The sequence below is a fragment of the Haliea sp. genome (genome assembly GCF_041395985.1).
GTDB lineage: Bacteria > Pseudomonadota > Gammaproteobacteria > Pseudomonadales > Halieaceae > Haliea.
Map to the genome: position 1 here is coordinate 181,774 of NZ_JAWKZJ010000001.1, position 21,806 is coordinate 203,579.

Genomic DNA, 21,806 nt, shown 5'->3' on the forward strand with positions numbered 1-21,806 from the left:
AATCACTCTCGTAGTTAGTCTCGGTGGATTTAGATGGCGTCTTCGCCGGTCTCGCCGGTACGAATACGAATCACCTGCTCCAGCGTGGACACAAACACCTTGCCGTCACCGATCTTGCCGGTGTTGGCGGCCCGGGTGATGGCTTCGATGGTCTTGTCCGCCAGCCCTTCGGCGACAGCCACTTCAATCTTCACCTTGGGCAGGAAGTCCACGACATACTCCGCACCCCGGTACAACTCGGTGTGCCCCTTCTGGCGCCCGAAGCCTTTCACCTCAGTGACGGTGATGCCCTGCACACCGATCTCGGAAAGTGCCTCGCGCACGTCGTCCAGTTTGAATGGCTTGACGATAGCCGTTATTAATTTCATGTCAGTCTCCAGGTATCAGCAGGGCGCCCCGCGGGGCGCCGTAGGTTTCAGTCCCGAAACGCTTAGAGGCTCTTCGAGATGGAGAACACGATGCGATCATCCGCAGCGTCCACATCGTCAAGATCCGTTCCGATCAGGGCCAGCGCGAAGTCCAGGTCCATAGCGCTGTAACCGAAGGTCACGCCGTAATCCGTGTAGCTGTCGGCGCCTTCTTCCCAGTAGTCATCCTGATCGGTATCGGTGAAGCCGATGTTGAAGTCGACGGTGAGAACGTCGGTCAGGCTCAGCGAGTAGCCGGCGGAGTAGTACATGTACTCGGGGCCGCCATCACCAAACTCGTCTGAGTACACAAAGCCAACGCTGAAGTCGGCGTAGCTCAGGCCCAGCGCGTATTCGATGTAGTCGAGGGAAGACTCACCCTCGTAATCGAAGTAGAAGAAGCCCACGTCGTAGCCGAAGCCACCGTCGGTTTCACCGGCGTAGCCGAAGTAATAATCCATTTCGGTAGTAGCACCACCGAAGGCGACGTTGGAGGCCCAGATGCCGGCGTACAGACCGGAATCACCCGACCAGTCGAAGCCGCCCTGGATGGCACCTTTCTCGTCGGTCTGCGAGATACCGCGGAATACGTAATCCGTGGCGAGGGTCACGTTGCCGCTGATCTCTGCCTGGGCAGAAACAGCGCCTGCGAACAGGACAGCGGCGATAGAAGCGGGAAGCAGTTTTTTGTGCAGCATGTGTCATTCTCCTTGGTTTGGCAGTCAAAAAAATGTGTGCCGGGCACGGAACTTTTTTGCTCTGCATAATTCGCGTTTGCACTCTGGGCTTTGCAGGTGCTGTGCCAACCAAGGAAAAAATCATTATTTACAAATAGTTAAGAGATTTTAGTGCTCACTACACGCGATTTCTGCGAGGGGTCAACGGCAGCCACACGCACCATTAGTGAGCACCGCACTCTATTGGTGCACCAAGATGATCTGTGCGCCGTTTTGCAATTCCTCTACACTTCGGCCTGTTCTGTCTGGCAGAGGAAACACGCATTATGGCCCTGAAGCCACCGCCGATCAGTGAAGTACTGCAGCAGATGTCGGCCCTGGTCGGCAGCCCGGGCCTGCGCGCGGAAGTCGACAGGGGCGCGCGCGCCCTGGCGCAGTCCGCACTGGGCAAACTGGACGTGGTCAGCCGCGAGGAGTTCGACGCGCAGGCCGCAATACTGGCCCGCACCCGGGCCAGGGTCGCCGAGCTGGAAGCTGAGCTGGAGGCCCTGACGCGAGAGTTCGAGTCGCTGAAACCTCAAACCTGACCTGTCCACTGAGTGGAGAGGCTCTGTGCTCAAGGATGAGCCATGGAACTGTCTGTTGTTTACAGCCGCGCTGCAGTAGGCATTGAAGCCCCCCTGGTTCAGGTGGAAACCCACCTGGGCAACGGGCTGCCGGCTTTCCAGATTGTCGGATTGCCGGAAACCGCTGTCCGGGAGAGCCGCGACCGGGTGCGCTGTGCACTGCAACAAGCCCATTTCGAGTTTCCGGATCGCCGTATTACCGTGAACCTTGCGCCGGCTGACCTGCCCAAGGAGGGTGGGCGCTTTGACCTGCCCATCGCGCTGGGCATTCTTGTCGCCTCCGGGCAGCTGCCAGCGGCTGCTCTGACCGCCCACGAATTTGTTGGCGAGCTGGCCCTGACCGGTGCCGTGCGCCCGGTGCCGGGCATCATCCCCGCTGCGCTTGCCTGCAGCGCGGCAGGTCGCGCCCTGGTAACCCCGGCGGCGAGTGCTGCGCTGGCCGCCGCCGTCCCCGGGAGTCGTATCATCGCCACAGAGGACCTGCTCACACTGTGTGCCCACCTCAACGGCCGCCACAGACTGTCAGTACAGGAACACCAGCCACAGCCGCAACCCGCCATGTCCTACCCCGACCTGGCGGACGTTGCCGGGCAGGCGCTGGCGCGGCGCGCGCTCGAAATTGCCGCCTCTGGCAATCACAACCTGCTCCTGGTGGGGCCACCTGGTACGGGAAAAACGCTGCTGGCGAGCCGTTTACCCGGCCTCCTGCCTCCGCCGGACACGCAGGAGGCCCTAACCTGCGCGGCCCTGCACAGCTTTCACGACAGCACCAGCTTGGAGCACCTCTGGCGGCGGCCCTTTCGCCACCCGCACCACAGTGCCAGCGCCGCGGCACTCATTGGCGGCGGCGCGCGGCCACGGCCGGGCGAGGCCAGCCTTGCCCATGGCGGTGTTCTGTTTCTCGACGAACTGCCGGAATTCAGCCGTCAGGCGCTGGAAATGCTGCGCGAGCCCCTGGAGGCCGGCGCCGTCACGCTGTCCCGCGCTGCACACAAATTCACCTATCCCGCCCGGTTTCAACTGATCGGGGCAATGAACCCCTGCCCCTGCGGCTACTATGGCGACCCCGAGCACAGCTGCCGCTGCACCAGCGAGCACATCCAGCGCTACCGGCACCGACTGTCAGGTCCACTGCTCGACCGTATCGATCTGCATGTCAGCATGCAACGACTGCCGGCGCGCCTACTGCTGGAAACACAAGCGAAAGGGGAATCGTCAGCCGCCGTGCGGGAACGTGTGCTGGCGGCCCGACAACGGCAGCAGGCACGTCAGGGGTGCAACAACGCCGCGCTGTCGGCACAGGCCCTGGCCACACAGTGCGTGATGCGGCCCGCAGCACGCCAACAGCTCGAGCAAGCGGCCGATGCGCTGCAGCTTTCGGGGCGAGGCCTGCACCGCAGCCTGCGCGTGGCGCAGACACTGGCGGATATGGAGGGTGCCGACTGTATCGACCTGCAGCACGTCACCGAGGCACTGGCGTTCAGGCAGGCAACAGGTCCGGTCTGACACCACGGCGGCGTCAGCCTTCGCTGATAGGTTCCATCTCATCCCAGATCGGGGCAAACATGATGCGCAGCAGCTCTTCGTCCGCATACACCCGCTCGCCAGTGAGCGCGTAGCTGCCATACGTGAGGATGCCGAGAATGCGAAAGGGTTTCTCTCGCCCGTCGGGGAAGCGGTAGCGTACGGTGTACTCAATGGCCACACCGGTTGCACCGGGCCACTCGCCGTGCAGAACCATGCTGTCCTGGTCAAAACAGGGCGCAACGTTATCGAAGAAATGCCGATAGTAGCGCTCGGCCGCAGCCATGCCGCGCATGCGCAGTCCCACTGGAAAAAGCTCATAGACTGGATCGGCCTCCAGCGTCGCCAATGTGGCCGCGTAATCCCGCACCTCTTCCGCCGCCACGTGCTGATAGGCGATCTTCCGCAGTTCTTCAGTATTCATTATCCGAACCTCGTTGACGCGACAATCAGGCAGACGCCGGTGCCACACCCATGAATTTACTCTGCACAATACGGAAGCGGTTGCTGACAAACGCCAGATCCGCGAGGCAGGCGTTGCCTGCCGGGTTCAGGCCGGTGACATGAAAGTCTGAGTAGGCGGCGGCAAAATTGATCGGCATGCCGGTGAGGTTGCAGGCCACGGAGGCGCCCGCGGCGTGATAGGCGTCCACCGCCTCGTCGAGGAATGCCGGGTCCGTCGAGTACACGTGGGAGGTGATCGCACCACAGTCGCGGGCATTGCCGGTGGCATCCTGCAGGCAGGCGTGCGCATCGGCATTGGCAATGATGAACGACACCGGCCCGAACACCTCTTCCCGATACCAGTCACGATCCGCCTCGGTGGCAGCAATCACCAGCGGCGTCGCCGTACGTGCGGCCGGGTACCCCGGATTTGCATAGGGCGCCGAGTCGCGCAGAATGCGCTGCTGCGCTTTGGCCAGCCCGCGATAGCGATCGACATTGGCTTGCACCGCCGGGTCAAACAACGTGCCACAGAGCGTCGCTGCAGCGCGCGGGTCGGCCAACCAGCCGTCCACCGCATCACAGATTGCAGCGGCAGCCTCGGCGTGTGGTATGCGGTGACCGGCCACGCGCACCCCCGTGGCCGGTATATGAATATTCTGCACGCTGGTGCACATCTGGGCCGAGGCCTGGCAGAGGGAGTGGGCGATGGACCGCGCCGTTGCCGCCAGGTCATCGGTAGACTCCAGCACCACCGAATTGCAGCCCGCGGTTTCCGTGTATACCTGCTTCCCCGGGCAGTTCTGCTCCAGCCAGCTGCCGAAACGCGGACTGCCGGTGAAGTCGATGATGGCGGTGTCCGGATGCTGGATCAGCGGCAGGGTGGCGGGTTCGGCGCGGGTATCCGCCGCCAGCGTCACCAGATTGGGATCGAAACCCGCCTCTGCCAGCACCTCGCGGCAGACACGTGCCACCATGGCGACCGGCAGCGTTGCCGCCGGGTGAGGCTTCAGCACCACCGGGTTGCCCGTGGCCAGGGACGCGCACAGGGCCGGGTAGGTATTCCACAGCGGAAACGTGGCGCAACAGATCACCACACCCACACCGCGGGGCACCAGGCGGTAGCGTTTACTGAGGCTGGCGACACCGTCACGCCCAAACTGTCGCTCCCAGTGGGCAGTGGCCGGCACATCCCGCATGGCTTTGTGAGCGTAAGCCAAAGCCTCCAGACCTCGGTCCAGCGCGTTGGCGCCGCTGCCAGCAAACGCCATGACATAGGACTGACCTGAGGTGTGCATGGTGGCATGCGCATTCTCAAACAGCTGTTCGCCGCAGCGCTGCAAAATTTCCAGGCACACGCCCACACGCGCCTCAGGCGTCGCTGCCGCCCAGGCGGGGCGCGCGGCGTTGATCGCGGGAAACAGCGCGGCAGGGTCCACTCTGGGATAACGCACGCCCAGCGGCTCGCCGGTATAGGGAGACACTTCCTCGCCCACCCGGCCCGCCTCAGCCGGCTGTGACAGGGGGAAATCCTGGCCCAGCAGGGCCTCGAAACGCGCCTGGCCAGCGGCAGGCTTTTCCTCTCCGTGGATCTTGCTGCTGGGATTTTCCGGCCAGCCACTCCAGGCATAGCGGTGGGCGCAGGCATCCAGCGCCTTGGTCAGCAGATCCTGGTGTTTGGCGAACAGGGCACTCATCGGGCTCTCCCTAGGCAGTGACAGTATGAACCGGGCACATTGCCACAACGAGGTCTGTTTATGCAAGCAAATGCCTAGGCCGGCTCCCCTGGCCCTATGGTGAAATCCACATGGTGCGCACTCAGCTCTTCTCCGCAGTGGTTGCAGACCACCTCACCGTGCAGATTCTCGCCACAGAGCGTATGCGTGAGACACATCGGCCGCCCCGCCCCGTTCGGGTCACACCAGCGGTCTCCCCACTGCAGCAAGGTCAGGAAATAGGGAAACAGGTCCCACCCCATGGCGGTGAGCTCGTAGCCGTGGCGCAGGGGCCGCTGCTGGTAGGGTCGCGTGACAAATACGCCCCGCTGCACAAGAAAGCGCATGCGGTCGGACAGAATGTTGGTCGCCACCGGCAATTCCTGGTGGAATTCATCGAAACGCTGCAAGCCATGGAAAGCGAGGGCAATGACATTCGCCGTCCAGCGGTCACCGACCAGGTCGATCAGGTTGCGGTACACGCTGTGTTCGCCGGGGACATCGCTCGCCGACAGGGAAGAGCGCCGGCGTACTTTCTTGTCACGCACATCGCGCGTGGCACCGGGACCCGGGTGGTAGGTGACATCGCGGCCGTGTACGTCCTTCCGACAGGTGCTGCAGCGCAGGCGCGGCTGTACGGCATTGCCGCAGGTGCGGTGACGCAGATGCACCCGACCCGCCTCCGGCGGGGGAAAATACCGCTCCTCCCACGCCACCGCCATCAGCGACATCTGATACATGCCGACGGACTTGCGCGTGAGGTGGTAAACGGGGTGACGGGAACCGCCGCTGGCGACCCGCTTGCGCAGGCAATCCTGCGCCTGCAGCCACTTCAGACGATTGGACAACACACCACGGGAAACCCCCGTCGCTTCCAGCATCCCACTGAAGGTGTTGATGCCCCAGAAAACCTCCTGAATGATCAGCAGGCACCACTTGTCCCCTATCTGGTCGAGGGCCCGGTTGATGGAGCTGGCTCGGGTTCTCAATTTGTCCATACGAGGACACGGGGGGTTTGGGCGGTAACAGGTTGCGGCTTCATGAAGGCATCATAGGTGAAAGCGACGCGAGCCTCTACTCGCGTCAACAACAAGGACTGACCGTGCATGCATGGGGCGGGCCGCGGCGTGCAGTGCCGCGGCCGCGCCCCGGTCAGAAGCTCTTGGTCAGCGTGACGCCCGCCGTACGCGGCGGCATGTAATACTCTGACGTCACGCCGGTGGGGTCGACGATGCGGCTGCTCACCTGCAATTCGTCATTCAGGTTCTTGCCCCACACATCGATGGCCAGGGAGCCATCGGCGCTGGTCCAGCTGACACTGGCATCCAGCAGTTCAATCGCGGCCTGGCGCTCCACCGGACGATTCTGCGGGCCGGTAAAGTAATCGTCTTTCCAGCTGTAACTGACCCCGAAGTCCAGCGCCGACCCGCCGGAAAGGTTCACACGGTAATTGGCCGTGGTCGTGAGGGCGGCGTCCGGCGCGAAGGGCAGGTCGCGGCCGGCCAGATCGAGCCCGTTGGAATTGGTGAACTCCTTGAACGTCGCGTCACTCCAGTTGTAACTGGCATTCAGCGTCAGGTTCTCGATCGGCACCAGGTCAATCGATGCCTCCACACCCTTGGACTCCGCCTGTGCGTTCAGAAGCACCAGCAGGAAGCGGCTGTTCAGCTCGAAGACCTGCAGGTCCTCGTAGTCCATATCATAGTAGGAAAGGTTGAACTGCAGGCGCCGGTCCCACCACGAGGACTTCATGCCCACTTCCACGTTCTGCACCACTTCGGGATCAACCGCTTCGGTAGCGACGCTCGGCAGGTTGGTCTGGGACTGGAAAGCTCCGCTCTTGAAGCCCTCGGAGTACGTCGCATAGAGCATCAGGTCGTCGGTGGGACGGTACGCCAGTGACAGCTTGTGGGTCACCTCCGACCAGGAGTCTTCCGCTGACACCGGCGCCGGGAAGGACGGCAATATCAGGGGCACCCCCGACGGGGTGGTGCCCAGCAGGTCGATGGAGTTCTGGGTGATTTCTTTCTCGTCCTCTGCCCAGCGCACACCGTAGGTCAGGGTCAGCTGGTCGGTGAAGGCCCAGTCGGCCTGGCCGTAGACCGCGTAGCTGGTCGTGGTGTTATCCTGCGTGAACAGCACATCGCCGATTCCGGCCAGGCCGAGTCCCTGCAGGGGCGTGCTGTACTGGGTGTAGAACTCCTCGCCCCGTTCCACATCCTCCTCCATGAAGAACACGCCCGCCAGCCAGCTCACCCGGTCGGTGTTACCGGCGAGGCGAAACTCCTGGGAAAACTGTGAGGCGTCCTCCTCGGCCCCGTTGATCACGTTGCCCGGCGTGGTAAAGAAACCGGGCGGCAGCGGCACACCGGGAGGCGACGGTGCCGCCAGATTGTTCAGCGGCAGGCTGGTGAGGTCATCCACCCAGTTGTACTCACTGGAGCGCCAGGCGGTGATGGAGGTGAGGCTGGCCCAGTCGAGGTCGGCCTCGAGGCGCGCCATGACCCCGTTCACTTCACGTTTTTGCGAGGTGTCGAACTGACTCGCACAATGCCGCTCATCGGCCATGTAGTCTTCCGACATGTTGAGCTCCCAGAAGGGGCCCAGACCGGCAATAGCATTGTCGATATTCTGGATGTGGCGGCAGGGACCCGCGGTTTCGTCGCGGGCGTAATCCGCGCTCAGCAGCAGGTCCACCCGCTCCGTCAGGTCGAACATCAACTGGCCGCGCACGTTGACCGAGCGCGCGTCATCGCGGCGCTCGCCCGCGTCATCGGCACCGATGCTGGGGCCGATAATCGGGCTCTGGGACAGATTGCCGAGTGTCGCGATCTCACCCGGGGTGATCACGTTGCGCCCGTAGCCGTCACGGTCGCGGTAGGAGTACACGATCTTGCCGGCCACGCTGTCCGTCAGGCCGCCACTGGCAAGACCCTGGAAATGGCGCAGCTGGTCGGTACCGGTAGAGACGCGCACGCGAACCTCGGTCTCCTGACTGGGCCGCGAGGTCACGATATTGATGGCACCGCCGTTGGTGTTCTTGCCGTACAGGGTGCCCTGCGGACCGCGCAGGATCTCTATGCGTTCGAGGTCGAACAGATCAAAGCCGACACCGCCGGTGCGACCGATATAGACCTCATCCAGAAACACCCCTACCGCCGGGTCACTGCCTGCGGAGTCCGAGCTGTTGCCGATACCGCGGATGTAGATGCGCGGCTCACCGATGCTGAACTGGTTGTAGGTCAGCCCCGGCGTGCGGAACGCGATATCGTTGAGGCCGCTGATTTTGCCGACCTCAATATCGTTACCCGCCAGCGCCGCCACGGACAGCGGCACATCCTGGATACTCTGTTCCCGCTTCTCGGCGGTTACCAGCACCTCTTCGAGCTGTTGTTGTGCCTGCGCCAGCAGCGGCAGGGCAAAGGGCACGGCAGCCAGTGTGTGAATTGCAATGCGGAGTCTGGAGTGGGTCATGGGAGCCTCTTACGCTGTTATGGTTATGGGGCGGGGCGGACCGCCTTGTTATTTGCATTACCGAACTTAATGTATCTCAACGCTGCCGGAATACAAGATCCCGGCGGCGGGCGAGCCCGTCACGCCGGCCACATGTCTTCACCCCGCGCCCAGGTGGCGTGGAAACCATAAGGCACCCGATGCGGCATGCGCACACGGGCAATGGGGCCGGGCTCGATGTCACGCGCATCGAACACCAGGCAGTCGGATTGCCAGGTGGTGCTGTCGGTGACCAGGGTAATGACGTAGCCATCGTCCTCCGCCGTGCCTGCGGTGGCGCCGCGGCGCGGCGCAAACACCGCCTCGCTGCCAAACACGCCCTGGCCGTAGTTCCACTGCCAGCGCTTGCCGGTGTCGTTGTCATATTTGACCAGGCCGGTAAAGCGCAGGGTGAGACCGCCCTCGTGGTGCAGCGGAATATGCTGGTGGTAGGCGAAGCGGCTCTCGCGACCGTGGTAGAGCGGATTGGTCTTGTTGAACTCGGTGTTGAGATCATCGATGGGCCCTTCCCGCACTTCGCCCGTGCGCAGATTGAAACGCCAGCGATAGTTGTTGGCCTCCAGCCGCATGTAGGCGAGCATTGATGCCAGCTCGCCTTCACCGGGCTTGGTTTCGGGCATCGGGTTGGTAGAGCGACAGCCATCCATGATCACCCAGTCACCCGCTTCCCAGGCATTGCTGGTGTGCAGGATGTAGCAGGGCTCACACTCGAACCAGCGCACCTCATGGCCGGCACCGTAGCGCGGAATCAATCCGAAACGCGTGGGGATGTCGCGATGGAAGGTGAGCACACGGTAGCCGTGCCGGCGCAGCACGTTCATATCGTGGAAGAACGGCAGGTCGTGCAGGATCGTGTAGTGCGTGGTGAAACCGATGTCGTGGGGCAGGCGCGGGCCCGGCAGGTCAATCGCTACCTCGTGCAGCAGCTTGCCGCTGGGGTCTGCCACCCCATAGGTCATATAGGGTGGCTGGTCGCCGTAGTCGAAGAACAGCAGTTCACCGGTTGCCAGGTCCACTTTCGAATGCGCCGACATGCGGCGCTGCGCGCGGCCCTCGAGATCGTAGTAGCCCTTGGTACCGAGGGTGTGTGCATCCAGGCGGTAGGGATGCCCGGCGTTGTACCAGAGGCTCATCAGGTCGCCGTTGTAGATGAAGATATCGGTGTTCGAGGTGTCCTTGATACCGAAGGGCGACAGCGAGTAGTCGAAGGGCCCCATCACGCCGGGGGATAGGGAGTGGCCATCGGCGCGTTCCCCCTGCAGGGCGAGGGTATCCACGTAGCGGTTGCGATAGGCGGCCTGCCCGTCGCGGAAGTACACCCCGTGGACCATGCCGTCCCCGTCAAAGGGGTGATAGCGGTTCTTCGGCTCGAATACCGGGTTCGGACCATTGCGGAAATACGCCCCCTCCAGGTCTGCCGGCAATTCGCCTTCCACCGCCAGGCCCGAGACATCAAGCTCATCGGTGGTCGGTGCGTACACGCCGTGCAGGTAGGGGTTGTCGAGTCCGTAAATCCAGGCCGGCGCATCCGCAAACTGGGTGACGCCCCCGATACACTGTTCTACTGACGGATACTCGGTGAATTGACTGAGACTTTGCATAGGGTTCCCCCTGACGACTGGCAGGCGGGACACCCCCCGCTGCGCGTGGATTTCGTTTGATTATAGGTATGAAGTATTTTTATGCAAGTTTAAATTCCTGCGCCCTTGCAGCACCCCCGTCGCTTGGCTAGACTAAAGGTCTATTTATAAAAGTAACATGACTATGACATCTGACGCAGTGCCCGGTGGGCAAGCGACACTGGCTGGCAAGGTGGCCATCGTAACCGGTGCCGGCAAGGGCCTGGGACGCGCCTATGCGCTGGATCTGGCACAGAGGGGTGCGCGGGTTGTCGTCAACAACCGGCGTCACCGCGGCGACACGGAGCACAGCGCCGATGCCGTAGTGCGCGAGATCTCCGCCCGGGGCGGCAGCGCCGTCGCCGATTACAGTGACGCAGCAGACCCGCGCTGTGGCGAACATCTGCTGGCCACGGCCCTGCAACACTACGGACGACTGGACATTGTCATCGCCAACGCCGGCGTGTCCGAGGCGTCCTCCTTTCACAAGCAAAGCCTGGACGAGTTCCGCCGCATCATCGATATCAACCTGATGGGCACCGCCTCGCTGCTGCATCCGACCTTCCGCCATCTGTATCAGCAACGGGGCGGCGCCATTGTGGTCAGCAGCTCCGCCGCTGGGCTGCACGGTGAGCACGGCCTGCCCGCGTACTCCGCCTCCAAGGCGGGGGTGATTGGCCTGTGCCGCGCGCTGGCACTGGAAGGGGCTGCGCACGGGGTACGTGTCAACACCATCGCACCCTTCGCACACACCGCCATGACCCGCAGCAGCCTGCCTGCAGACATGGCCCGTCGATTGCCCCCGGAAGCTGTGGCGCCGGTGGTGGCCTGGCTGGCAAGCGATGACTGTACACTCAATGGCGAGGTTGTGATCGCCGGTGGTGACCGCGTGGCGCGGGCACGCAACCTGCTCAGCGACCCCGTAGACCTGAGCCACGTCGCGGGCGCCATGGACACTGCCTGGCGCAGGCTCGGCGATTCAACGCCCACACGCGACTACACCTCGGCCGTCGCCCTGTTTCTCGATTTTGCCGGAGAACTGCCCCCATGATAGACCTGCTCGCTCTGTTCGGTGCTACGGCCGCGGTCGCCCTGATCTGCGCACTGGCGCTCTGGTTGGCCAGCATCCCCCTGCGGGACGTCAGCATTATCGACATGTTCTTCGCCCTGATCATGGTTGCCATCACGCTGACCGCCTTCACCCTGGCAGCCGAACAAAACACCCTGCAGTGGCTGTTGCTGGCCATGGTCTCGGTCTGGGCACTGCGCATCACCGCCTACCTGATCGGGCGCAACTGGGGTCACGGTGAAGACCCGCGCTATACCAAACTGCGCAGTTGGGTAAACAACGAGCGCGCCTTTCTCTGGCTCAGCCTGCGCCAGGTGTTCCTGCTGCAAGCCGTTGTGCTCTGGCTCGCCTCGCTCCCGGTGCAGGTGGGCATGCACAGCGGCGGTGCCGCAGGCTGGCTCGCAGTGCTGGGCAGCGTCGTCTGGCTGGTGGGGCTGGTCACCGAGACCGTGGCCGACGCCCAGTTGAGGCACTTTCGCGCGCAAGCGGAAAACCGCGGCACCGTTCTCTGTACGGGTTTGTGGCGCTACTCCAGGCACCCCAATTATTTCGGCGAACTCTGTGTCTGGTGGGGCATCTGGCTGGTGGCCTGTGAAGCGCCGCTGGGTTGGCTCACCGTTATCGGCCCGCTGGCCTACAGCTATCTGGTGGTCAACGTGACTGGGCAGAAAACCCTGGACAAGAAACTGGCGCGGGAGAAGCCCGGCTACGCGGAGTACATGGCCCGCACCAGCGGGCTGGTTCCCTGGCCGCCCAAACGGGCCCCATGAGGGGCTGTTGCAGCACGCGGAGACCGCGCGCTGGATACCCGCATGTCGGGGATCCGCATGTCTTGTCCCCCGGCAGATTCATGACTACCATGGTGGTCTTTTAATACAAGTAACCTCGGATACGCTCTATGTCCCGCGCTCTCGATCAGCTCAGAATCCCAGTCTTCCAGGCGCCCATGTTCCTGCAATCCGGCCCGGAAATGGTCATTGCCAGCTGCCGCGCCGGTATCGTCGGCAGCTTTCCCTCGGTGAACGCCCGCAGCACGGAAGAGTTGGAGCGCTGGCTGCAGGACATCACGGCGGCCACCGGCGGTGAGGATGACGGCCCCTGGGCCATCAACCTGATGATGCATCGCTCCAACACCCGGCGCTTCGACGACCTGGCGTTGGCAGTGAAATACCGCGCGCCGCTGGTGATCTCGGCGCTGGGCAGCCCGAAGGAAGCGATCGAAGAAGTCCACAGTTACGGCGGCAAGATCTTCGCGGATGTGATCGACACCCGCTTCGCCGCCAAGGCAGTAGAAGCCGGCGTCGATGGTCTGGTACTGGTGGCCGCCGGCGCAGGCGGCCACACGGGACAGCAGGCGGGCTTCGCCTTTGTCGAGGAGGTACGTCAGTTCTGGGACGGGGATATCGTGCTCGGTGGCGGCATCTCCAGCGGACGCGGTGTGCGCGCCGCGCAGGTGCTGGGCGCCAACTACGCCTACATGGGCACGCGGTTTATTGCTACCCGGGAGAGCATGGCGGATCCCGCCTACAAGCAGATGGTGGTGGACGCCACGGGTGCCGATATCGTCTGTTCCGATGCCCTGACGGGGGTGAAGGCGAACTGGCTGCGCGCCAGTCTGGTCGCCGCGGGCTACGACCCCGCAAACATGCCGGACGGCGCAACCATCGATATCGCCGCCTCCACCAGCGATGCCAAGCGCTGGCGGGACGTCTGGTCGGCGGGCCAGGGAGTGGGGGCCATCCGTGATATTCTGCCGATTGCCGATCTGGTCAACCGGCTGGACCGGGAATACCGCGCGGCCTGCGAGGGATAACACATGCAAACCAGTCCACAATCACGCATCCGGACACTGACCGAGGCCGGTTACTGGGGCGACGAGACCCTGCACGACATCCTCGCCGCACAGGCGACGCAGGTGCCGGAACGCACAGCCCTGATTGACCAGCCCAACAAAACCGAGCTGACCGGGCTGCCGGCCAGACGCATCAGCTTTGCCGAACTGGAGGCACTCAGCGACCGACTGGCAGCGCAGCTGCTCGCCCTGGGACTGCACCATGACGACCGCATCCTGGTGCAGCTGCCGAACATTGCCGAGCTGGTCATCACCTACTACGCGGCCAGCAAGTTGGGGGTGGTGGTCTCACCGCTGCCCATACAGTACGGCGGTCACGAGCTGACAGGCTTTGCCCACAGCCTGCAACCCGCGGCCGTCATCACACTCGGGCAGTTCCGCGATCAGGACCTCGCGGCACGCGCACGGGCCGCGCTACCGGAGCAACCCATCTGGCGTTTCGGTGCCGAACTCGACCTCGATCGGCCAATGGCCGACGGGGACCTCGCCGCGTTGCGCGCACACCGCAAACAGCACCCGGCAGACGCCAATGATATCCTCACCGTGGTCTGGACCTCGGGTACCACCGGGACACCGAAGGGCGTGCCGCGCTCCCACAACATGTGGCGGGCGATGGCGCGCAACACCATGGCGGCGGGGGACTACCAGCAGGGCGAAACACTGCTGGTGCCTTTTCCGCTGGTCAATATGGCGGCGCTGGGCGGGTTCCTGTTCCCCGCCATCATCAACGCCTGCCCGCTGGTGCTGCACCAGCCCATGGATCCACCCATGTTCCTGCGCCAGATCCAGGAGGAACGGGTCAATTTCACCATTGCGCCACCCGCCCTGCTCAACCGTCTCGCGCAGCAACCGGCACTGTGGCAGCAGTGCGATTTCAGTGCGATCCGCGCCTTCGGCTCGGGCTCGGTGCCACTCTCTCCGGCCATGATCCAGGTCATCGAGGGGGAGTACGGCAAACAGATCATCAACTTCTATGGCTCCAATGAGGGGATCAGCCTGTTCTCCACACCGGAAGTGGCGGCGACCCCCGAGTACCGGGCCAGCCTGTTCCCGCGCTTCGGTGCTCGCAATATGCCCTGGCAGGGCCATTCCCACGAGTCCATCACCACCCGCGTGATCGACCCGGCGTCCGGTGCGGAAATTACCGAACCGGGTGTGCCGGGAGAGCTGTGTATCGGCGGCCCCGCCGTGTTTGACGGCTACCTGGGGCACAGCGGCGAGGGCGTGTTCACCGAGGATGGCCTGTTTCGCACCGGTGACCTGGTGGAAATTGCCGGCGAGCCCCCCAATTACTACCGCATCGTCGGCCGCTGCAAAGACATCATCAACCGCGGCGGCATGAAGATTTCTCCCGCAGAACTGGATACCTTGCTGGAGGGTTTTCCCGGGCTCGCCGAGGCCGCGGTCTGCGGTTATCCAGACGCGGACCTGGAAGAAAAAATCTGCGCCTGCATCGTGCCACTGGAGGGCAGCGACCCGCCGGAACTGGCAACACTGTGCAGCTGGCTGCTGGAGAAAGGCGTGGCGAAATTCAAGCTGCCAGAGCGGCTGGAGATATTCGATGCACTGCCCCGCAATCCGGTCGGCAAGGTGGTGCGCGGTGAATTGCAGGCACTGGTGGCACAACGAGGAACCCAAGCATGAACCACGTGTATATCCTGGGCGGTGCACAAACCGACTTCAGCCGCAACTGGGCCCGAGAAGGCCTGGAGATTTACGACATGTTCGCCGAAGCGCTGGACGGCGCCATCGCGGACGCCGGCATCGAGCCCGCGCAGATCGAGGTGGGCCATGTGGGTAATTTCGTCGGTGAGCTGTTCACCGGCCAGGGCCTGATCAACGGCTTTTTCGGCCAGCTGTACCCGGAACTGGCGGCCATCCCCACCTCGCGCCACGAGGCGGCCTGCGCTTCGGGTTCCATCGCCATGCTCAGTGCCATGCGCGATATCGAGGCCGGACACTACGACATCGCCTGTGTGCTGGGCCTGGAATTCATGCGCAATGTGAACGGCAAGACCGGCGCTGAGTATCTGGGGGCGGCCGCCTGGCAGGGGCACGAGGCCACGGACTGCGACTACCCCTGGCCGCACATGTTTGATCGCATCACCCGGGAATACCAGCAGCGCCACGGCATTCGCGGCGAGCACCTGGCACGCATCGCAGAGATCAACTTCGGCAACGCCAAATCCAACCCCAATGCCCAGACCCGCGCATGGCAGTTCCCGCCGGGCTGCTTTAGCGATGACGACGAACTCAACCCGGTTATCGAAGGCCGTGTGCGCAAGATGGATTGCGGGCAGATCACCGACGGTGCCGCCTGCGTCATGCTCGCGAGTGAGCGCGCCGCGCGCGAACACGCCGCCAAACGGGGCCTGAAGCTGGCCGACATTCCGCGCATCAAGGGCTGGGGACACCGCTCCGCACCGATCCTGCTGGAGCGCAAGCTGCAACTCAGCGCCGGCATGCCGCTGCTGTTCCCCCATGTACAGACCATGATGGAAGATGCACTGCGCCGCGGCGGTTTTGCACAGATCACCGACCTCGATGCCCTGGAGACCCACGACTGCTTCTCGGTCACCGAATACATGGCGATAGACCACAGCGGGCTCACCGCCCCGGGGGAAAGCTGGAAGGCGGTGGAGGACGGCCGCATCACCCGCGACGGGAGCTTTCCCATCAACCCCAGTGGCGGCCTGATCGGCCTCGGCCATCCGGTGGGCGCAACCGGTGTACGCATGGCGCTGGACTGCGCCCTGCAGGTGAGCGGGAGAGCCGGTGACTACCAACTGCCGCAAGCCGAGAACATGGCCACGTTCAATCTCGGTGGCAGCGCCACCACCTGTGTCAGCCTGATTATTGGAGTAGGAGCATGAAGGACGCGCTGATCTACGACGCCCTGCGCAGCCCACGCGGCCGCGCCAAAGAGGGCGCCAGCCTGAACTCACTCACCCCCCAGGCGCTGCTCAAGCAGCTTTACACCGCGCTGGTGTCCCGTACCGGGCTGGCGCCGGGCGAGGTTGCCGATGTCATTCTGGGCTGCGTCACCCAGGCCGGCGAGCAGGCAGGCAATATCGCCAAGAACTCCACGCTGTATGCAGGCTGGCCCGGCTCGGTTCCCGGTCTTACAGTGAGCCGCTACTGCTCCTCCGGCGTTGATGCCATGGCCCTGGCCGCCCTCAAGGTGGCCGCCGGGCAGGCCGACGTCACGGTTGCCGGCGGTGTGGAAATGATGTCGCGTGTGCCCATGCTCTCGGACCAGGCCCGTGTGTTCACCGATCCGCAGTTCGCCGCCCAGTGCCGCATGTTGATGATGGGTAACGGAGCGGACCTCATTGCCACACTGCACGGTGTCAGCCGCGCCGACGCCGACGCTGTAGCCCTTGCCAGCCAGCAGCGGGCCGCCCGCGCCCGCGAGCAGGGGTGGTTCACCTCCGTGGTGCCCATCACATTGGAAGATGGCAGCGTAGTGAGCGCCGACGAATGCATCCGGGCCTCCACCACGGCGGAGCAGCTGGCGGAGATGCCCGCCGTCTTCGCCAAGGCCGGCGCCGCCGGCGTGGATGCTTTCCAGCTGGCCGGGCACACGCAGCTGAGCGCGGTTGAGCATATCCACACCGCCGGCAATTCACCTGCCATGGCCGACGGCGCGGCACTGGTACTGATTGCCGACGAAACCTGGGGGCAACGCAACGGCCGCCGGCCGCGGGCGCGCATCGTCGCCTCGGTCACCGTCAATGCCGACCCCTTACAGGTACTCAGCGGCTGTGTAGAGGCCACGCGATCGCTGCTCGCCCAGCAGGGCCTGAGTGCGGCGGATATCGACCTGTTCGAGATTCACGAGGCGTTTGCTGCAGTCAGCGTGGTTGCGATGCGCGAGCTGGGGATTGCCGATGACAAACTGAACGTCAACGGCGGCGTGATTGCCCTGGGCCACCCGATGGGTGCCACGGGCGCCATCATGGCAGGCACCCTGCTGGATGAGCTGGAGCGGCGCGACCTGCAGTGGGGCGTGGTGTCAGCGGCCGGGGCGGCCGGTACGGGCAGCGCCCTGTTGATTGAGCGCCTGCCCTGAGGCCGGGCGGAAAGCACGCCGCTGGCCCGCAGGCACAACACCCTCTCAGGCACCCACCACGCCTCCGTCTTCCCGGGTGATCACCAGCGTGGCCGAGCGCGGCATCGCGGGGCCGCCGTCGGGCCAATAACTCTGCAGGCGACCGCGGGCAAAGTCCTTTGCGCTGGTAGACGCCCCGGGATGCTGAACATTCACAAACAGCGTAGCCCCATCCGGTGTGCCAACGCAGCCGGTGATCTCGGCGCCGCGAGGCCCGACCATAAAGCGTCTGACTTCGCCGGTATCCGGGTCCGCTGCCAGCAGGGCATTGTTGCCAAAGACAGACCAACCCGTTGTGTTGAGCTTCTCGTCCGAGATATCGGTCTGTATCCAGAGGCGCCTGTCGGCGTCGAACCAGAGCCCATCCGGGTTGGAGAGGCTGCTCTCCTGCGCAAATGGCTGCCCTTGCAGGTCGCGGCCCTGCCCCGCCGAACCTGCCAGCAAAAACAGCTCCCACGTGAAGGTTGTCGCCGTGTGGTCACCCTCGGCCTCACGCCAACGCACAATCTGCCCATGGGCATTGCCAGCGCGGGGGTTCGCCCCACTCGCCTGCTCACGCGTGCGCCGTTCATTTTTGGTCAAACTGAAATAGACCTGCCCCGTAGCCGGATCCAGTGCCCCCCATTCGGGGCGATCCATCGGGGTGGCGCCCGCCACGTCTGCGGCGCCGCGCGTGTTAAGCAGAATATCGGCCAACGTGGCGAAGCCAGTGGCCGGCGTCAGCCCGTTCTTGCCCGGCACCAGCGCAAGCCACTCTCCACTGCCATCGCTGGAGAAGCGTGCCGCATACAGTGTCCCCTCGTCGAGAAGTGATCCATCGGCTGAGGCGGCCTGGTAGGGGCGGCTGGACACGAACTTGTAGATATACTCGAACCGGGCATCATCGCCTGAGTATAGGGTCAGGGGGCGGCCTTCCACTGCGGGCGCAAAGACGACCCCTTCATGCGCAAACCGCCCGAGGCGGGTGCGCTTCACCGGTACGCTCTGTGGATCGAAGGGGTCGATTTCCACTACCCAGCCAAAGGCGTGTGGCTCATTGCGGAAGTCGCCCTCGGCAGACTCCGCGCGCCGACTGGCATCAAATCGCGCGAACTGGCCGGGGTCGTCGGCCGCATTGCCGGCGGCCAAATGCCAACGCCAGGCACTGAGTGGCTCCACGCCGTAGCGGGTCAAGGAGACCGGTGCGGGGCCCGCATCGCGCACGAAGTAATAGCGCCAGTTTTCTTCGCAGGCCAGGTAGGTGCCCCAGGGAGTGACACCGTGGGCACAGTTGTTGAGCGTACCCCGCGCCTGCGTGCCATCCGGGCTCCACGCCGTACGCAGGCGAGGGTCTCCGCGCAGCGGCCCGCTGATAGCCATGGGGGTCGCGGCGGTGATCCGCCGGTTGCGGGTATCGCGCACCAGCTGCCACACACCGTGTGCATCGCGCCGAATGTGCGCCACGCTCACCCCGTGGGCATAGATCTCCTTGAGCACTTGCTCCGGGTCGCGGCTACCATCTGTACGCAATGGAACATCCACCGCACCCAGCGCCAGCCCTGCCGCTGCGGCATGCATGAAGCGCGGTTCTGCATACTCATGATTCATCACCAGCAGGCCCTCTGCTGAACTGCCCGCCAGGGGAAAGAAATGCATGCCATCGTGGTGTGAACCCATCTGCTGGGCCTGATCCGCAGCGCCGTTGCCCACAGAGAAAGCAGGGTACTCACCACACAGGGGCTCTCCCCAGGGCAACAGCACCTGCACCCGGTACCCGGGCGGCACCACCACCGTGTCCGCGCTGCCCGCGGCCACCGCTGAAAACCCCAGGCGGGAAGAGGCCGGCCGGGGCCCGGCGGCCGCAGACGCCTGCGCTGTTCGCGGCGGCCACAGACCACCGAACATGGTGCAGAGGGCCAGTCCGACACCCCCGCGCAGAATGTCTCTACGCTGATAGCGAGCACTTACCACCTGCTGGAAGTCCGGCTGTGGCACCGGCTCACGCAGCGGCTCCTCGTTCGCGGCAAAGGAGGGGTCGGCATGGCCCGGAACAAAGCGTTTGTGCATGGGAACTCCAGCAGTGAGACAGTGCGCGCCGGGCGTGCTGTCAGGTGACCTGAGGCGGCATGGTAAACGCCAAGTATGACCAAAGTATTGCGCCCCGGGAAACGCCACGGGCACGGATGATGGAAATTTCCTGCTACACTGCGCGACCCTGAACAGCACCTGAATGACACCCACGTGACCCAGCTCAACCCCCGCCAGCGCGAGGCTGTGCGCTACATTGACGGCCCGCTGCTGGTGCTCGCCGGCGCGGGCAGCGGCAAGACCAGCGTAATCACGCGCAAGATCGCCTACCTGGTGCAGGACTGCGGCATTCGCGCCGAGCGCATCGCCGCCGTCACCTTCACCAACAAGGCGGCGCGGGAAATGAAAGAGCGCGTCAGTGGCCTGCTCGGCCCACAGGCTTCAGAGGGGCTCACGGTCAGTACCTTCCACCAGCTGGGCCTGAAGATTATCCGCGAGGAGCGCAAGGCGCTGGCCATGAAGGCCGGCTTCTCGATATTTGATGGTGAGGACAGCCGCAAACTCATTCATGATCTGCTGATTCAGGAGCACGGCGCCGAAGGCGACCAGGCCGGCCTCATCCAGCAGCGCATCTCCAACTGGAAGAACGACCGTATATTGCCCGAGGCGGCGCTGGCGCAGGCGACCTCGCCGGCAGAGATGCTCTTTGCGCAGGCCTACCAGCGCTACCGGCGTGCCCTGAAGGCCTTCAATGCGCTGGACTTCGATGACCTCATCCTGCTGCCCACCATCCTCTTCGAGCACCAGCCGGACATTCTGGAAAAGTGGCAGAACCGGCTGCACTACCTGCTGGTGGACGAGTACCAGGACACCAACGCCAGCCAGTACCTGCTGGTGCGCCAACTGGTGGGCCTGCGCGGCGGGCTGACCGTGGTCGGCGACGACGACCAGTCGATCTACGCCTGGCGCGGCGCTCGCCCGGAGAATCTGGCCCAGCTGCAGGCGGACTTCCGCGGCCTGAAACTGGTCAAGCTGGAGCAGAACTACCGCTCCACCGCCCGCATTCTCAAGGCCGCCAACACCCTCATCGCCAATAATGCGCACGTGTTCGAGAAACAGCTGTGGAGTGAGCTCGGCGCCGGTGAACCCTTGCGCGTGCTGCGCTGCGCCGACGAGCAGCAGGAAGTAGACCAGGTGGTTGCAGAGATCCTCGACCACAAACTGCGCAAGCGCACCCGTTTCGGCGATTACGCGGTCCTCTACCGGGGTAACCACCAGTCGCGGCTGCTGGAGCTCGCCCTGCAGCAGCAGCAGGTGCCCTACCACCTGAGCGGCGGCACCTCTTTCTTCGCCCGCAATGAGGTCAAGGACATCATGGCCTACCTGCGCCTGCTGGTGAACGAAAACGACGACAACGCCTTCCTGCGCATTGCCAACGTGCCGCGGCGCAAGCTGGGGCCCTCCACCCTGGAGGCACTCGGCACCTGCGCCACGCAGCATCGCTGCAGCCTGAGCCAGGCCCTGCAGCACATCGAGGCCGGCGCATTGCCCGATGCCGGGCTCAAGCGGCTGCGGGAATTCAACCAGTGGCTGGGCGTGCTGCGCCGGCGCAGCGCCGGCGGAGACGGCATCGGCGCGATCCGCCAGCTGGTACGGGATATCGATTACGCCGACTGGTTGCTGCAGATCAGCTCCAGCGAGGATGTGGCGGAGCGCCGCATGGGCAACGTCACTTTCCTGATCGACAGTCTGGAGCGGGTCACGCGCGATGAGGATATCGGCCTCGACGAGGCGGTCAGCCGCCTGCTGCTGCGCGACCTGCTGGAGCAGCAGGAAGAAGAGAAAGCGGGGCCAGATAGCGTGCAGCTGATGACCCTGCACGCCTCCAAAGGGTTGGAGTTCCCCCACGTCTTCATCATCGGCATGGAGGAGAATCTGCTGCCGCACCGGGTCAGCATTGAGGAGGACAATATTGCCGAAGAACGGCGTCTGGCCTACGTGGGTATTACCCGGGCACGGGAAACACTGACCATGACGCTGGCCCTGAAACGCCGCCAATATGGCGAACAGCTGACCTGCGAGCCCAGCCGCTTCCTTGCCGAGCTACCCGCAGAGGACCTGCAGTGGCAGGGTGGCGACGCCGATACCGCGCAAGCCAATGAACAGCGCGCGACAGAGACCCTGAGCAGCCTGAAATCCTTGTTCGCCTGACGTCGCCTCAGCGCGAGCGCGGTGCACCGCG

At 64.1% G+C, this 21,806-nt stretch carries 17 protein-coding genes; 9 read left to right on the forward strand and 8 right to left on the reverse strand.

What is annotated here, in order from left to right; translation table 11 throughout:
* Positions 1–29 precede the first annotated feature (29 nt).
* Both glnK and R3E49_RS00855 read right to left on the reverse strand, forming a co-directional pair.
* A complete protein-coding gene (glnK, locus tag R3E49_RS00850; protein WP_290742425.1) occupies positions 30–368 on the reverse strand; it encodes a P-II family nitrogen regulator in 339 nt (112 codons plus the stop codon).
* Between the two features lie 62 nt (positions 369–430).
* Positions 431–1,105 carry a TorF family putative porin gene (locus R3E49_RS00855; RefSeq protein ID WP_371293320.1) on the reverse strand — a complete coding sequence of 225 codons (675 nt, stop codon included), beginning with the start codon at positions 1,103–1,105 and terminating at the stop codon, positions 431–433.
* 305 nt (positions 1,106–1,410) lie between these two features.
* Between R3E49_RS00855 and R3E49_RS00860 the strand changes: the two genes are divergently transcribed.
* On the forward strand, positions 1,411–1,671 hold the full coding sequence (locus R3E49_RS00860; RefSeq protein ID WP_290742431.1) for an accessory factor UbiK family protein: 261 nt from the start codon (positions 1,411–1,413) through the stop codon (positions 1,669–1,671).
* A 42-nt stretch (positions 1,672–1,713) separates the two neighbouring features.
* On the forward strand, positions 1,714–3,216 hold the full coding sequence (locus tag R3E49_RS00865) for a YifB family Mg chelatase-like AAA ATPase (protein ID WP_371293321.1): 1,503 nt from the start codon (positions 1,714–1,716) through the stop codon (positions 3,214–3,216).
* Positions 3,217–3,229: 13 nt separating this feature from the next.
* On the opposite strand, the gene R3E49_RS00870 is transcribed toward R3E49_RS00865, so the two are convergent.
* From R3E49_RS00870 to R3E49_RS00890, 5 genes are all read right to left on the reverse strand, one after another.
* Positions 3,230–3,658 carry a hypothetical protein gene (locus R3E49_RS00870; RefSeq protein ID WP_371293322.1) on the reverse strand — a complete coding sequence of 143 codons (429 nt, stop codon included), beginning with the start codon at positions 3,656–3,658 and terminating at the stop codon, positions 3,230–3,232.
* A 25-nt stretch (positions 3,659–3,683) separates the two neighbouring features.
* Positions 3,684–5,375, reverse strand: a complete 1,692-nt coding sequence (gene paaN / locus R3E49_RS00875; RefSeq protein WP_371293323.1) for a phenylacetic acid degradation protein PaaN — start codon at positions 5,373–5,375, stop codon at positions 3,684–3,686.
* Positions 5,376–5,449: 74 nt separating this feature from the next.
* Positions 5,450–6,391 (reverse strand): winged helix-turn-helix transcriptional regulator, encoded by a 942-nt coding sequence (locus tag R3E49_RS00880; RefSeq protein ID WP_371293324.1) that lies wholly within the window; start codon positions 6,389–6,391, stop codon positions 5,450–5,452.
* A gap of 154 nt (positions 6,392–6,545) precedes the next feature.
* On the reverse strand, positions 6,546–8,867 hold the full coding sequence (locus R3E49_RS00885; RefSeq protein ID WP_371293325.1) for a TonB-dependent receptor: 2,322 nt from the start codon (positions 8,865–8,867) through the stop codon (positions 6,546–6,548).
* A gap of 119 nt (positions 8,868–8,986) precedes the next feature.
* Positions 8,987–10,507, reverse strand: a complete 1,521-nt coding sequence (locus R3E49_RS00890; RefSeq protein WP_371293326.1) for a carotenoid oxygenase family protein — start codon at positions 10,505–10,507, stop codon at positions 8,987–8,989.
* 163 nt (positions 10,508–10,670) lie between these two features.
* On the opposite strand from R3E49_RS00890, the gene R3E49_RS00895 reads away from it, so the two are divergent.
* From R3E49_RS00895 to R3E49_RS00920, 6 genes are all read left to right on the forward strand, one after another.
* Positions 10,671–11,576, forward strand: coding sequence for an SDR family NAD(P)-dependent oxidoreductase (locus R3E49_RS00895; protein WP_371293327.1), 906 nt, complete (start codon positions 10,671–10,673; stop codon positions 11,574–11,576).
* Complete coding sequence (locus tag R3E49_RS00900) at positions 11,573–12,364, forward strand: DUF1295 domain-containing protein (RefSeq protein WP_371293328.1); 792 nt, start codon at positions 11,573–11,575, stop codon at positions 12,362–12,364. The genes R3E49_RS00895 and R3E49_RS00900 overlap by 4 nt, the downstream gene beginning before the upstream one ends.
* A gap of 128 nt (positions 12,365–12,492) precedes the next feature.
* A complete protein-coding gene (locus R3E49_RS00905; RefSeq protein WP_371293329.1) occupies positions 12,493–13,407 on the forward strand; it encodes an NAD(P)H-dependent flavin oxidoreductase in 915 nt (304 codons plus the stop codon).
* Positions 13,408–13,410: 3 nt separating this feature from the next.
* Positions 13,411–15,090 carry a class I adenylate-forming enzyme family protein gene (locus R3E49_RS00910; RefSeq protein ID WP_371293330.1) on the forward strand — a complete coding sequence of 560 codons (1,680 nt, stop codon included), beginning with the start codon at positions 13,411–13,413 and terminating at the stop codon, positions 15,088–15,090.
* Complete coding sequence (locus tag R3E49_RS00915) at positions 15,087–16,319, forward strand: acetyl-CoA acetyltransferase (RefSeq protein ID WP_371293331.1); 1,233 nt, start codon at positions 15,087–15,089, stop codon at positions 16,317–16,319. Before R3E49_RS00910 ends, R3E49_RS00915 begins: the two co-directional genes overlap by 4 nt.
* Positions 16,316–17,518 (forward strand): acetyl-CoA C-acyltransferase, encoded by a 1,203-nt coding sequence (locus R3E49_RS00920; RefSeq protein ID WP_371293332.1) that lies wholly within the window; start codon positions 16,316–16,318, stop codon positions 17,516–17,518. The genes R3E49_RS00915 and R3E49_RS00920 overlap by 4 nt, the downstream gene beginning before the upstream one ends.
* Before the next feature lie 45 nt (positions 17,519–17,563).
* On the opposite strand, the gene R3E49_RS00925 is transcribed toward R3E49_RS00920, so the two are convergent.
* The gene (locus R3E49_RS00925) at positions 17,564–19,603 is read right to left on the reverse strand and encodes a PhoX family phosphatase (RefSeq protein WP_371293333.1); all 2,040 of its coding nucleotides are present in this window, start codon (positions 19,601–19,603) and stop codon (positions 17,564–17,566) included.
* A gap of 174 nt (positions 19,604–19,777) precedes the next feature.
* Here R3E49_RS00925 and R3E49_RS00930 point away from each other — a divergent pair, with 174 nt between their 5' ends.
* Positions 19,778–21,775: a UvrD-helicase domain-containing protein gene (locus R3E49_RS00930; RefSeq protein ID WP_371293334.1), complete on the forward strand. Its 1,998-nt coding sequence runs from the start codon at positions 19,778–19,780 to the stop codon at positions 21,773–21,775.
* Positions 21,776–21,806 lie beyond the last annotated feature (31 nt).

Bases quoted from the DNA above. Each gene is read 5' to 3' on its own strand.
- glnK (WP_290742425.1), bottom strand. From the start codon at position 368: ATGAAATTAATAACGGCTATCGTCAAGCCATTCAAACTGGACGACGTG.
- R3E49_RS00855 (WP_371293320.1), bottom strand. From the start codon at position 1,105: ATGCTGCACAAAAAACTGCTTCCCGCTTCTATCGCCGCTGTCCTGTTC.
- R3E49_RS00860 (WP_290742431.1), top strand. From the start codon at position 1,411: ATGGCCCTGAAGCCACCGCCGATCAGTGAAGTACTGCAGCAGATGTCG.
- R3E49_RS00865 (WP_371293321.1), top strand. From the start codon at position 1,714: ATGGAACTGTCTGTTGTTTACAGCCGCGCTGCAGTAGGCATTGAAGCC.
- R3E49_RS00870 (WP_371293322.1), bottom strand. From the start codon at position 3,658: ATGAATACTGAAGAACTGCGGAAGATCGCCTATCAGCACGTGGCGGCG.
- paaN (WP_371293323.1), bottom strand. From the start codon at position 5,375: ATGAGTGCCCTGTTCGCCAAACACCAGGATCTGCTGACCAAGGCGCTG.
- R3E49_RS00880 (WP_371293324.1), bottom strand. From the start codon at position 6,391: ATGGACAAATTGAGAACCCGAGCCAGCTCCATCAACCGGGCCCTCGAC.
- R3E49_RS00885 (WP_371293325.1), bottom strand. From the start codon at position 8,867: ATGACCCACTCCAGACTCCGCATTGCAATTCACACACTGGCTGCCGTG.
- R3E49_RS00890 (WP_371293326.1), bottom strand. From the start codon at position 10,507: ATGCAAAGTCTCAGTCAATTCACCGAGTATCCGTCAGTAGAACAGTGT.
- R3E49_RS00895 (WP_371293327.1), top strand. From the start codon at position 10,671: ATGACATCTGACGCAGTGCCCGGTGGGCAAGCGACACTGGCTGGCAAG.
- R3E49_RS00900 (WP_371293328.1), top strand. From the start codon at position 11,573: ATGATAGACCTGCTCGCTCTGTTCGGTGCTACGGCCGCGGTCGCCCTG.
- R3E49_RS00905 (WP_371293329.1), top strand. From the start codon at position 12,493: ATGTCCCGCGCTCTCGATCAGCTCAGAATCCCAGTCTTCCAGGCGCCC.
- R3E49_RS00910 (WP_371293330.1), top strand. From the start codon at position 13,411: ATGCAAACCAGTCCACAATCACGCATCCGGACACTGACCGAGGCCGGT.
- R3E49_RS00915 (WP_371293331.1), top strand. From the start codon at position 15,087: ATGAACCACGTGTATATCCTGGGCGGTGCACAAACCGACTTCAGCCGC.
- R3E49_RS00920 (WP_371293332.1), top strand. From the start codon at position 16,316: ATGAAGGACGCGCTGATCTACGACGCCCTGCGCAGCCCACGCGGCCGC.
- R3E49_RS00925 (WP_371293333.1), bottom strand. From the start codon at position 19,603: ATGCACAAACGCTTTGTTCCGGGCCATGCCGACCCCTCCTTTGCCGCG.